The organism is Pseudomonas sediminis (genome assembly GCF_039555755.1).
Lineage (GTDB): Bacteria > Pseudomonadota > Gammaproteobacteria > Pseudomonadales > Pseudomonadaceae > Aquipseudomonas > Aquipseudomonas mendocina_D.
Map to the genome: position 1 here is coordinate 2,693,174 of NZ_CP154631.1, position 11,695 is coordinate 2,704,868.

At 64.9% G+C, this 11,695-nt stretch carries 9 protein-coding genes and 1 pseudogene; 2 read left to right on the forward strand and 8 right to left on the reverse strand.

Translation table 11 applies throughout. The annotated features are described in order from the left end of the window. Positions 1 to 4: 4 nt before the first annotated feature. Both trmA and AAEQ75_RS12700 read right to left on the reverse strand, forming a co-directional pair. A complete protein-coding gene (trmA, locus tag AAEQ75_RS12695; RefSeq protein ID WP_343349156.1) occupies positions 5 to 1,093 on the reverse strand; it encodes a tRNA (uridine(54)-C5)-methyltransferase TrmA in 1,089 nt (362 codons plus the stop codon). Positions 1,094 to 1,340: 247 nt separating this feature from the next. Beyond that, positions 1,341 to 2,633 carry an NCS2 family permease gene (locus AAEQ75_RS12700; protein ID WP_343349157.1) on the reverse strand — a complete coding sequence of 431 codons (1,293 nt, stop codon included), beginning with the start codon at positions 2,631 to 2,633 and terminating at the stop codon, positions 1,341 to 1,343. A gap of 199 nt (positions 2,634 to 2,832) precedes the next feature. Between AAEQ75_RS12700 and AAEQ75_RS12705 the strand changes: the two are divergent. After that, positions 2,833 to 3,384: pseudogene (locus AAEQ75_RS12705) on the forward strand (DJ-1 family glyoxalase III). A 75-nt stretch (positions 3,385 to 3,459) separates the two neighbouring features. Here AAEQ75_RS12705 and ada read toward each other — a convergent pair. Then, positions 3,460 to 4,482 carry a bifunctional DNA-binding transcriptional regulator/O6-methylguanine-DNA methyltransferase Ada gene (gene ada, locus AAEQ75_RS12710; protein ID WP_343349158.1) on the reverse strand — a complete coding sequence of 341 codons (1,023 nt, stop codon included), beginning with the start codon at positions 4,480 to 4,482 and terminating at the stop codon, positions 3,460 to 3,462. A 171-nt stretch (positions 4,483 to 4,653) separates the two neighbouring features. Between ada and AAEQ75_RS12715 the strand changes: the two genes are divergently transcribed. Then, a complete protein-coding gene (locus AAEQ75_RS12715; RefSeq protein WP_343349159.1) occupies positions 4,654 to 5,826 on the forward strand; it encodes an HD domain-containing phosphohydrolase in 1,173 nt (390 codons plus the stop codon). A gap of 62 nt (positions 5,827 to 5,888) precedes the next feature. On the opposite strand, the gene AAEQ75_RS12720 is transcribed toward AAEQ75_RS12715, so the two are convergent. From AAEQ75_RS12720 to AAEQ75_RS12740, 5 genes are all read right to left on the reverse strand, one after another. Further along, positions 5,889 to 6,860, reverse strand: coding sequence for a peptide ABC transporter ATP-binding protein (locus tag AAEQ75_RS12720; protein WP_343349160.1), 972 nt, complete (start codon positions 6,858 to 6,860; stop codon positions 5,889 to 5,891). After that, positions 6,860 to 7,816: an ABC transporter ATP-binding protein gene (locus tag AAEQ75_RS12725; protein ID WP_099522515.1), complete on the reverse strand. Its 957-nt coding sequence runs from the start codon at positions 7,814 to 7,816 to the stop codon at positions 6,860 to 6,862. Before AAEQ75_RS12725 ends, AAEQ75_RS12720 begins: the two co-directional genes overlap by 1 nt. A 10-nt stretch (positions 7,817 to 7,826) precedes the next feature. Beyond that, complete coding sequence (locus tag AAEQ75_RS12730) at positions 7,827 to 8,729, reverse strand: ABC transporter permease subunit (RefSeq protein WP_106732694.1); 903 nt, start codon at positions 8,727 to 8,729, stop codon at positions 7,827 to 7,829. Positions 8,730 to 8,846: 117 nt separating this feature from the next. Continuing rightward, a complete protein-coding gene (locus AAEQ75_RS12735) occupies positions 8,847 to 9,857 on the reverse strand; it encodes an ABC transporter permease subunit (protein ID WP_343349161.1) in 1,011 nt (336 codons plus the stop codon). A gap of 184 nt (positions 9,858 to 10,041) precedes the next feature. After that, entirely contained in the window at positions 10,042 to 11,637 is a 1,596-nt protein-coding gene (locus tag AAEQ75_RS12740; RefSeq protein WP_343349162.1) for an ABC transporter substrate-binding protein, read from the reverse strand. Positions 11,638 to 11,695 lie beyond the last annotated feature (58 nt).

Sequence of the window (11,695 nt, forward strand, 5' to 3'; positions counted from 1 at the left end):
CTACTCAGCGCCGCTCCAGCAGCACACCCGCTTCCATGTGGTGGGTGTAGGGGAACTGGTCGAACAGCGCGCTGCGCGTCACCTTGTGGGTGTCGCTCAACTGGGCGATGTTGGCGGCCAGGGTCTCCGGGTTGCAGGAGATGTACAGGATGCGCTCGAAGCGGCGGGTCAGCTCGCAGGTGTCCGGGTCCATACCGGCGCGCGGGGGGTCGACGAACACACTGCCGAACTCATAGCTCCTGAGATCGATACCGGCCAGACGGCGGAACGGGCGCACCTCGTTCAGCGCCTGGGTCAGCTCCTCGGCGGACAGGCGCACCAGCTCGACGTTGTTCACGCCGTTGTCAGCCAGGTTGGCCAGGGCGGCGTTCACCGAGGTCTTGCTGATCTCGGTCGCCAGAACCTTGCGCACGCGGGTGGCCAGCGGCAGGGTGAAGTTGCCGTTGCCGCAGTACAGCTCCAGCAGGTCGTCGTCGCGCTGGCCTAGGGCATCATGGGCCCAGTTCAGCATCTTTTCGCAGACCTTGCCGTTGGGCTGGGTGAAGGCGCCTTCCGGTTGGCGATAGCGAAAGCTGCGCCCGGCTACGGTCAGTTCTTCTTCCACATAGTCGCGACCGATCACCAGGCGCTGACCGCGGGAGCGGCCGACCAGGCTGACGTTCAGCTCGGTGGCCAGCTTTTCCGCCTCAGCTTGCCAGACGTCGTCCAGCGGGCGGTGGTAGGCCAGGGTGATCAGTGCATCACCGGCCAGGGTGGTGAGGAACTCGACCTGGAACAGCTTGAACGACAGCGCTTCGCTGGCCTGCCAGGCAGCGCGCAGGCGCGGCATCAATTCGTTGATGCGCAGGCTGGCAATGGGGAAGTCGTCGAGCAGGATCGGCGTGTGCTTGTCGCCTGGCGCGAACATCGCGTAGTGGCGCTGGCCGTCTTCACGCCACAGGCGAAATTCGGCGCGCATGCGGTAGTGCTCGCGCGGCGAATCGAACACCGCAGGCTCCGGCGCGCCGAAGGGCGCCAGCAGTTCGACCAGGCGGGCCTTCTTCTCGGCGAGTTGGGCGTCGTAGGTGGCAGGGTCGAATGCGGGGCGGCTCATCGGTCACTCATGGGGCAGGAAAACGGGGCGCCATTGTAGCGACTCCGTTGCCGATGTGCCGTTGTCGTCGATCATTGGTGGCGCTGGACGCGGAGCGTCCCGAGGAGGCGTTCCCACGTGGAGCGTGGGAACGATCATGACGAGGCCGATGGTAGGCTGAAGCGGAACGTCGTCCGGCCCACCCTACGCAGGTTGTCCGGGTGCGGCGTAGGGCGTACTCGCGAAGCAGTACGCCGTTATCGGCTGATCAGGCGAAGTAGGCCAGCTTGACCACGAACAGGGCCGAGAGCACCCACATCGCCGGGTTCAGTTCGCGCCAGCGGCCGGCCAGTACCTTGACCGCGGTCCAGGCGATGAAACCGAACGCGATGCCGTTGGCGATGGAGAAGGTCAGCGGCATGGCCAGGGCGGCGATTACCACCGGGGCGGCGACAGTCAGGTCGTCCCAGTCGATCTGCGCCAGGCTGCTCATCATCAGTACGGCGACGAACAGCAGCGCAGGCGCGGTGGCATAGGCCGGAACGGCGCCAGCCAGCGGGGCGAAGAACAGGGCCAGGAGGAACAGCGCGGCGACCACGCAGGCAGTCAGGCCGGTACGTCCACCGGCACTGATGCCTGCGGCAGATTCGATGTAGCTGGTAGTGGTGCTGGTGCCCAGCGCGGCGCCGGCCATGGTCGCGGTGCTGTCGGCCATCAGGGCACGGCCGAGGCGTGGCATCTTGCCGTCCTTGTCCAGCAGGTCGGCTTTTTGCGCCACGCCGACCAGGGTGCCAGAGGTGTCGAACAGGTCGACGAAGAGGAAGGCGAAGATCACGCTGATCAAACCGATATCCAGCGCGCCGGCTATGTCCAGCTGCAGCAGGGTCGGCATCAGCGACGGTGGCATCGACATCACGCCTTGCAGCTCGGACAGGCCGAGGGCAATGGACAGGCCGGTGACCAGCAGGATGCCGATCATCACTGCGCCGGTGACCTTGCGATAGGCCAGTGCGGCGATGACGAAGAAGCCCAGGCAGGCCAGCAGTGCGCCGCCGTTGCTCATATCGCCGAGGCCGACCAGGGTGGCTGGATGATCGACCACGATGCCCGCGTTCTTCAGTGCGATGATCGCCAGGAACAGGCCGATACCGGCGGCGATACCTGCGCGTAGCGCCAGCGGGATGCTGTTGATGATCCACTCGCGGATCTTGAAGATCGACAGCAGGAAGAAGATTGCGCCGGAGAGGAACACCGCGCCCAGAGCGGTCTGCCAGCTGTAGCCCATGGTCATCACCACGGTATAGGTGAAGAAGGCGTTGAGGCCCATGCCGGGCGCCAGGGCGATCGGGTAGTTGGCCAGCAGGCCCATGATCAGCGAGCCGATGGCGCCAGCCAGACAGGTGGCGACGAATACTGCACCGTGGTCCATGCCGGTCTTGGCGAGCATTTCCGGGTTGACGAAGAGGATGTAGGCCATGGTCAGGAAGGTGGTGATCCCGGCCAGTACCTCGGTGCGCACCGTGGTGTTGTGGGCTTTGAGTTGGAACAGTCTTTCCAGCATGGTGGCTCCCCGAGGCGCAACCGCGCCTGAATTGGTCTGCACAAAGCAAAGCACATCCGTCCATGCAGGCCGGAAAATTGCTCGATTTCGCAAAAGCCGCGCATCATAACAGCAAGGTTTTGCCGGGTGAATTCAAGGTCTGTCGTGTCCTTTTATGACCAGGTGGACAGTTTCATTTTCTGTCTGAAGGAGTAGTGAGATGAGCAAGCGAGCACTGATTACAGTCGCTGATGGTGTCGAAGATCTCGAATGCGTGACCCTGATCGATGTGCTGCGCCGCGCCGATGTCGAGGTACTGGTGGCGAGTATCGAAGAGCGCAGGATGATCACCTGCGCCCGCGGTACCCGGCTGACCGCTGATGCCATGCTGGTGGACGTGCTGGCGCAGGATTTCGATCTGATCGTCCTGCCTGGTGGCATGCCTGGCGCGCAGCGTCTGGCTGACTTCGAACCACTGGCCGAGCGCGTACGCTAGCAGGCCAAGGCGGGCGAGCTGTTCGCCGCGATCTGCGCCGCGCCGGCGTTGGCCCTGCAGCAGTACGGGGTGCTCAGGCAGCGAAGGTTGACCTGCTATCCGGCGTTCAGTGATCGACTGAGTGGCTGCACCTTCGTCGATGAGGCTGTGGTGGTCGATGGCAACTGCATCACCAGCCAGGGCCCGGGAACGGCACTGGCGTTCGCCCTGACCCTGGTGGAGCAACTGGTCGGGCGTGGCACGCGCAGCGACGTGGCCAAGGCGATGCTGGCCTAGAGACCGATGGCGCCCCCTACGGGTGTCAGCATGCAGCGAAGCAAAGCGTAGGGTGCGCCGTGCGCACCGACAGCGCTACGACTGTTCCTGCTCCAGCAACCGCCGTTTGCGCTGCAACCCCCAGCGATAGCCGCTGAGGCTGCCATCGCTGGCCACCACACGATGGCAGGGTAGCAACAGACCGATGGCGTTGCTGGCACAGGCGCGGGCAATCGCCCTTGGGTGACTGTGCAGCTGTCTGGCCAGGTCAGCGTAGCTGCGGGTTTCGCCGCTGGGAATATGCTGCAGCTCCAGCCAGACGCGTTGCTGAAAGGCCGTACCGCGAATGTCCAGGGGCAGATGGGCGGCGCGTTCGGGTTCCTCGAGTTGTGCCAGCACCTGCTGCAGCCAGTTGCGCAGACCTTGTTCATCTTCTTCTAGCTGGGCGGCGGCGAAGCGTTGTTGCAACTCGTCACGCAGGGCAGTCGGCTCGTCGCCGAACAGCAATGCACAAACGCCCTTGTCACTGGTTGCCAGCAGCACCTGGCCGAGTGGGCTGGGGGCGATGCTGTAGCGCAGTCGTTCGCCCGCACCGCGTAGGCGGCGCTGCGCCGGGCTCATGGCCTGGGGTTTTTCATACAAAGCGCGGGTGCCAGAGTAGCCAGCGGCCAGGGCCGCCTCGAGCACGTTATCTGCCAGTGGCAACTGGGCGTCCAGACGCTGGCGGCGTTGCGCCGCCGCCCAGGCATTGGGCGTCATCCCGGTACGCGCCTTGAACGCACGGGCCAGGTGTGACGGCGACAAGCCAATGCGCGCTGCCAGTTGCGGCAGCGTCAGGCGCTGTTCACCGCGCAGAAGCTCACAGGCGGCCGCAACCAGTGCGTCGAGCTGCTGCGCCGGGCTTTGCCCCTGTGGCGAGCAGCGCTTGCACGGGCGAAAGCCAGCGGCCTCGGCACTGGCTGCATCGACATGGAAACTGACATTGTCGCGCCGTGGCCGCCGCGCAGGGCAGTTCGGCCGACAATAGATGCCGGTGCTGCGTACGGTGAAAACGAAGCGTCCGTCGAACGCCCCATCACGTTCGCAAACGGCCTGCCAACAGCGTTCCGGGTCGAGCATGGCGCAGCCCTTCTGGTCACGGTTTTGCTGACGATTGTCGGCTGCTCGCGTTGCGCTGCCAATCCGCATTGCACTTTCAAACCGCTGCCGAGGTCATTTGTATGTCGGCCTGAGCGCAAATACAGCCCAGCGCCTTTAATGATGACTAGGCAGGTGCCAGTGGAGGTCGCCATGCGCGGGATGCTCGATAGGCCGGAGCAGGAACTGATTCTGGTGGTGGACGATGCGGTGGACGCGCGCCAGCGCCTGGGCGCGCTATTGGTCGACCGCTACCAGGTGCGCCTGGTCGGCAGTGAGGAAGCGCTGCACGCTGCCAGGTCGCGACCGCAACCGGACCTGATTCTGCTCGACTGGCAGAACGACTATGCACTGTGTCGCGGGCTCAGCACCGACCCGCAGACCCGCCATATCCCGCTGATCCTCATCACGGCTCATAGCGATGCGGCCGACGAGCAACTGGGCTTCGACCTTGGCGCTGCCGACTACATCATCAAACCGGTCAGCGCGCCCATCGTGCTCGCGCGCGTTCGGGCGCAACTGCAGCTCAAGGCGGCCACCGATTACCTGCGTGACAAGAGCGAGTATCTGGAGCTTGAGGTCAAGCGCCGCACGCGCGATATCCAGAACCTGCAGGACGTCACCATAGAGGCCATGGCCAGCGTTGCCGTCATGCGTGACAACCCGCGCAGCCGTCGTCTGGAGCGTATCGAACGCTACATGACCTGCCTGGCTGCTGCGTTTGCACGGCAGCAGCCGGCCTTGTCCGAGTCTCTGAACGAGGAGCGCATCGCTCAGTTGGGCAAGTCGGCCATGCTGCATGTGATCGACCGGCTGACCCTGCCAGATCGCGTACTGCTCAGCCATGGTGAGCCGGATGAAAATGATCTGCGCCTGCTGAGCGAGGGCGTGATCGCCGGACGTGATGCGCTCGAACGCGCCGAGCGCAAACTGGGCAGCATCACCGACTTTCTCTCCGATGCCAAAGACATCGTCTACGGCCAGCACGAGCGCTGGGACGGCAAAGGCTATCCGCAGGGGTTGTTCGGCGAGCAGATTCCGCTGTCAGCGCGGCTGATGGCGCTGGTGGGCCACTTCGAAGAACTGAGCTGTCGGCATCCTTACCTGCCGCAGATCAGCCCGGCGCAGGCAGTGGCGCAGATCAGCGCGGCCAGCGGCACACGCTTCGATCCCATGGTGGTATTGGCCTTCGTCGAAGCCACGACGGAGTTTCTGCATATCGCCGAAACCCTGGCCGATGACGCTGCTGCGGTCGGCGTCGAGTTGCAGCGGCTGGAGGACTCGCTGGCCGAGAGCATCGAGCTGACCCTGCCACCAACGGCATAGGCGCGTCGTCAGCCTAGGCAGCGCCGCGACGCTCTAAGGAGCGCCGCGGTCTTTGCCGTGAGCTAGTCGACGATCCGCTCCACATGATGGCAGGCCACCTGCCGTGCATCGATCAGGCGCAGCTCCGGGCGCTCGCCACGGCAGCGCTCGTCGGCATGAGGGCAGCGCTTGTGGAAGGCACAGCCGGAGGGTGGATTCAGTGGATTGGGCAACTCACCGCTGATCTTCATCCGCGGCTTGTCCGGATCGGGATGAGTCGCCGGCGTCGCCGATAGCAGGGCGCGGGTGTAGGGGTGCAGCGGGCGGGTGTAGAGCGCCTCGGCCGGGCCCATTTCCACCGGACGGCCTAGGTACATCACCAGCACGTCGTCGGCGACATGGCGCACCACCGAGAGGTTGTGCGAGATGAACACGTAGCCGGTCTGGTACTGCTCCTGCAGGTCCATGAACAGGTTCAGCACCTGGGCCTGGATCGACACGTCCAGCGCCGAGGTCGGTTCGTCCGCCACCAGTACCTGCGGCTGCAGCATCATGGCGCGGGCCAGGGCGATGCGCTGGCGCTGGCCGCCGGAGAACATGTGTGGGTAGCGCTGGTAATGCTCGGGGCGCAGGCCCACCTGCTGCATCATCGCTTGCACTTTCTCGCGGCGTTCGGCGCGCGACAGGCGGGTGTTGATCAGCAGCGGTTCGGCCAACTGATCACCGATCTTCTGCCGCGGGTTGAGTGAGGCGTAGGGGTTCTGGAACACCATCTGCACATCGCGGCGCAGTTGCTTGCGCTCGGCATGGCTGGCGCCAGCCACTTCGTGCCCGGCGATCTGCAGGCTACCGGAACTGGGTGTTTCGATCAGAGTCAGGGCGCGGGCCAGGGTGGACTTGCCGCAGCCGGACTCGCCGACCACGGCCAGGGTCCTGCCGGACTGCAGGCTGAAGGACACACCATTGAGCGCCTGGACCGTGGCCGCTGGCTTGAACAGGCCGCGCGAGACACTGTAGTGACGGGTCAGCTCACGGGCTTCGAGTACGGTACTCATCAGGCCACCTCCAGCGGGAAGAAGCAGCGCGCGGCGCCACGGTCATGTGGTTCCAGGGCTGGGCGTTGCTGGTGGCAGCGCTCCTGCACGTAGGGGCAGCGGGGTGACAGCAGGCAGCCCAGCGGGCGGTCATAGCGGCCGGGCACGATACCGGGCAGGGTGGCCAGGCGGCTGGCACCGGCGCTGTGCTCGGGGATGGCCTTGAGCAAGGCCTCGGTATAGGGATGACTGGGCGCGTCGAACAGAGCTGGCACATGACCCAGCTCCACCGCTTGCCCGGCGTACATCACGCAGACGCGCTGGGCGGTTTCGGCGACCACGGCCAGGTCGTGAGTGATCAGCACCAGAGCCATGCCCTGATCGCGCTGCAGGTCGAGCAGCAATTCCATGATCTGCGCCTGAATGGTCACATCCAGCGCCGTGGTCGGTTCGTCGGCGATCAGCAGCTTGGGCTCGGCGGCAATCGCCATGGCGATCGCCACTCGCTGGCTCATGCCCCCGGACAGCTGATGCGGATAGGCGTCGAGGCGACTGGCGGCACCAGGGATTTCCACCCGTTCCAGCAGTTCGAGGGCGCGGGCCCGCGCCGCCTTGCCTTTCAGACCGAGGTGCTGCTGCAGCACTTCCTCGATCTGGAAACCCACGGTATAGCTGGGGTTGAGCGCGGTCATCGGGTCCTGGAACACCATGGCCAGGTCCTTGCCGACGATGTGCCGGCGTTGGCGGCCCTTGAGGCGCAGCATGTCGGTGCCGTCGAACTGCAGACAGTCGGCCTGGACGATGCCGGGGGCGTCGATCAGGCCCATCAGCGCCATCATGGTCACGGACTTGCCGGAACCCGATTCACCGACGATGGCCAGCACTTCGCCCTGCTCGACGCTGAGATCGAGGCCATCGACCACCGGCATGGCGGGGCCGAAGCGTACGGAGAGATTGCGGATATTCAGCAGGCTCATTCCTGGCTCCTCACTGCGCATTCTTCAATTTCGGGTCGAGCGCATCGCGCAGGCCGTCGCCCATCAGGTTGATCGCCAGCACGCTGAGCAGAATCGCCAGGCCGGGCAGGCTCACCACCCACCAGGCGCGCTCGATGTAGTCGCGCGCCGAGGCCAGCATGGTGCCCCACTCGGGCGTCGGCGGTTGCACGCCGAGGCCGAGAAAGCCCAGTGCGGCCGCGTCGAGAATCGCCGAGGAAAAGCTCAGGGTGGCCTGCACGATCAATGGCGCCATGCAGTTGGGCAGCACGGTGACGAACATCAGCCGTGGCAGGTTGGCGCCGGCCAGCTGCGCAGCGGTGACGTAGTCCCGGTTCAGTTCACCCATCACCGCCGCGCGGGTCAGGCGCACATAGGAAGGCAGCGAGACGATGGCGATGGCGAAGATGGTGTTGATCAGCCCTGGGCCGAGGATGGCGACGATGGCGACCGCCAGCAGCAGCGAGGGCAGCGCCAGCATGATGTCCATCAGGCGCATGATGCCGGGGCCGAGCAGACGCGGGAAAAAGCCGGCGACCAGGCCCAGCAGGATGCCGGGAATCAGCGACAGCAGCACCGATGCCAGGCCGATCAGCAGCGACAGGCGTGCACCGTGGATCAAGCGCGAAAGCAGATCGCGGCCCAGTTCGTCGGTGCCGAGCAGGAACTGCCATTGGCCGCCTTCCAGCCACACCGGTGGGGTGAGCAGGAAGTCGCGGTACTGCTCGCTGGGATCGTGCGGTGCGACCCAGGGGGCGAATAGTGCGCAGAACACCAGCAGGATCATGAACGCCAGGCCGCCGAGGGCGCCGGTGTTGTGGGCGAAGGCTTGCCAGAACTCTTTCAGCGGCGAGGGGTAGAGCAGGCTCTGGTCGAGTGGGGTGGAGGTGGTCATGGGCGCACCTCTTGTAGGGTGGACGACGCTTCACCCGTCCACCGACGTGTTTTCACGGTGGATGAAAAGCGCGTCATCCACCCTACGCAAACGATGTGGCTATGCATGGCGCCTTCCTTACTTCTGATGGCGAATACGTGGATTGGCCAGGCCATAGAGGATGTCCACGATGAAGTTGACCAGGATCACCAGGCAGGCGATCAGCAGGATGCCGTTCTGCACCACCGGGTAGTCGCGGGCGCCGATGGCTTCGATCAGCCATTTGCCAATGCCTGGCCAGGAGAAGATGGTTTCGGTCAGCACTGCACCGGCCAGCAGCGCACCGACCTGCAGGCCGAACACCGTCAGTACCGGGATCAGTGCATTACGCAGAGCGTGCACGAACACCACGCGTGTCGGCGACAGGCCTTTGGCCCGCGCGGTGCGGATGTAGTCCTCGCGCAGCACTTCGAGCATGGCCGAGCGGGTCATCCGGGCGATCACCGCCAGCGGGATGGTGCCCAGCACGATGGCGGGCAGAATCAGATGGCGCAGGGCGTCGACGAAGGCGCCTGGCTCATCGCTGAGCAGGGTGTCGATCAGCATGAAACCGGTGACCGGCGGGATGTCGTAGAGCAGGTCGATGCGCCCGGACACCGGCGTCCAGCCTAGGCCGACCGAGAAGAACATGATCAGCAGCAGGCCCCACCAGAAGATCGGCATGGAATAGCCGGTGAGGGCGATGCTCATTACGCCATGGTCGAGCAGCGAGCCGCGCTTGAGTGCCGCGACCACGCCGGCAATCAGCCCCAGGGTGCCGGCGAACAGCAGGGCGGCCAGGGCCAGTTCGACGGTGGCCGGGAACAGGGTGAGGAACTCGCTCCACACACTTTCGCGCGAGCGCAGCGACTCGCCCAGGTTGCCCTGGGCGAGTTGGCCGATGTAGTCGAAGTACTGCTGGTACAGCGGCTTGTTCAGCCCCAGACGCTCCATGGCCTGGGCGTGCATTTCCGGGTCGACGCGGCGTTCGCCCATCATCACTTCCACCGGGTCGCCGGGGATCAGGCGGATCAGCGCGAAGGTCAGCAGGGTGACGCCGAAGAAGGTGGGGATCAGCAGCCCCAGGCGTCTGGCGATAAATGACAGCATCAGGCGTTTTGACTCCATGACGGTATGTACTCACCGGACTGCATGGCCCGGTGTCGTTTTGGATAGTGCGTAGCCCGGATGCAATCCGGGGCATTCGCGGAGTGACCGGTGCCTTGTGGGAGGCGCTTCAGCGGCGACAGGTTCGCGGCTAAAGCCCCTCCCACAAAAGCGTGGCGCGGACGGCTCACGGCAGTTTCACCCGGGCAAAGTTGTTCGAGCCCAGCGGGCTGAGCACGATGCCCTCGACGCCTTTGCGCAGCGCAACGAACTGTTTTGGGTGAGCGAGGGCGATCCACGGTGCCTGCTCATGGAAGATCGCCAGGGCCTGGCGGTACAACGCGGCGCGTTTGTTCTGCGCGGGCTCCTGGCGGGCCTGGGTGATCAGCGTATCGAAGGCCTTGTCGCACCAGCCCGCCTGATTCTCGCCGCTTTCGGCGGCGGCGCAGGAGAGGTTGGGCGTGAGGAAGTTGTCCGGATCGCCGTTGTCGCCAGCCCAGCCCATGAACACCAGGTCGTGCTCGCCGTTCTTGGCGCGCTTGATCAGCTCGCCCCACTCAAACACGCGGATGTCGCTTTGAATGCCGATGGCGGCGAGGTCGGCCTGCAGCATCTGCGCGCCGATACCCGGATTTGGATTGGTCGGCCCGCCGCCGGGGCGAGTCCAGATCGACAGCTTGAAGCCGTCGGCGTGACCGGCTTCGGCCAGCAACTGGCGAGCGCGTTCGGGATCGTGCGGCCAATCCTTCAGCGTCGCGTCGTGGCCCCACAGAGTGGCCGGATAGGGCGCCACGGCCGGCGTGGCATTGCCTTCGCCGAACTGCGCACGAATGTAGGCGGCCTTGTCGAAGGCCAGGTTCAGCGCCTGGCGCACGCGCACGTCGTCCAGCGGTGGGTGACGGGTGTTGATGCCAATATAGGCGGTCAGCAGCGAATCCAGTTCCAGCACCTGCAGCCTGGGGTCGGCCTTGAGTGCCGGGATATCCACCGGGCGGGGGAACAAGGTGATCTGGCAGTCACCGGCCTTGAGCCGTTGCTGACGCACGTTGGGCTCGGGGGTGATGGCCAACACCAGACGCTTGATCGCCGGTGCGCCATTCCAGTAATCGGGGTTGCCGCGAAAGCGCACCTGGGCGTCCTTGGCATAACGCTCAAAGATGAACGGCCCGGTGCCGATGGGCTTGTTGTTCAGCCGCTCCGGAGTGCCAGCCGCGAGCAGGTGATCGGCGTATTCGGCCGAATAGATGGAGGCGAAGCCCATGGCCAGGTTGGCCAGGAAGGGCGCTTCCGGGTGTTTGAGGACGAAGCGCACGCGATGATCGTCGAGCTTGTCGATGCGCTCGATCAGCTGCGCCAGGCCCATCGCCTCGGCATAGGGGAAGCCGCGCAGCGACAGCTTGTGCCAGGGATGTGCCGGGTCGAGCTGGCGCTGGAAACTCCACAGCACGTCATCGGCATTGAGCTCGCGAGTCGGGCTGAATCCCTGGTTGGCATGGAATTTCACTCCCTGGCGCAGGGTAAAGGTGTAGCTCAGACCGTCATCGGCTATTTCCCAGCTTTCTGCCAATGCCGGGACGATTTCGGTGCTGCCGGGGGCAAAGTCCACCAAGCGTTCGAACAGGGTTTCCGCCGTTGCATCGGCGGTAGTGGCTGCGGTGTATTGAACGATGTCGAACCCTTCCGGGCTGGCCTCGCTGCAAACCACCAGGTTGGCCGCCTGGGCCTGAGCAGCGAGCAGCGCGGCAAACAGCAGACTGCCGCGCAGAAGGGGAAAGGTAGGCATGCTGGCTCCTGGTTGAACGTCTTGCAATCGGCGCCCCTTCAAGGGCGCCGATGCAGAT

Coding starts and splice junctions, on each gene's coding strand:
- AAEQ75_RS12725 (WP_099522515.1), bottom strand. CDS start 7,816: ATGAGCCTGCTGAATATCCGCAATCTCTCCGTACGCTTCGGCCCCGCC.
- AAEQ75_RS12740 (WP_343349162.1), bottom strand. CDS start 11,637: ATGCCTACCTTTCCCCTTCTGCGCGGCAGTCTGCTGTTTGCCGCGCTG.
- AAEQ75_RS12715 (WP_343349159.1), top strand. CDS start 4,654: ATGCGCGGGATGCTCGATAGGCCGGAGCAGGAACTGATTCTGGTGGTG.
- AAEQ75_RS12730 (WP_106732694.1), bottom strand. CDS start 8,729: ATGACCACCTCCACCCCACTCGACCAGAGCCTGCTCTACCCCTCGCCG.
- AAEQ75_RS12720 (WP_343349160.1), bottom strand. CDS start 6,860: ATGAGTACCGTACTCGAAGCCCGTGAGCTGACCCGTCACTACAGTGTC.
- AAEQ75_RS12700 (WP_343349157.1), bottom strand. CDS start 2,633: ATGCTGGAAAGACTGTTCCAACTCAAAGCCCACAACACCACGGTGCGC.
- AAEQ75_RS12735 (WP_343349161.1), bottom strand. CDS start 9,857: ATGCTGTCATTTATCGCCAGACGCCTGGGGCTGCTGATCCCCACCTTC.
- ada (WP_343349158.1), bottom strand. CDS start 4,482: ATGCTCGACCCGGAACGCTGTTGGCAGGCCGTTTGCGAACGTGATGGG.
- trmA (WP_343349156.1), bottom strand. CDS start 1,093: ATGAGCCGCCCCGCATTCGACCCTGCCACCTACGACGCCCAACTCGCC.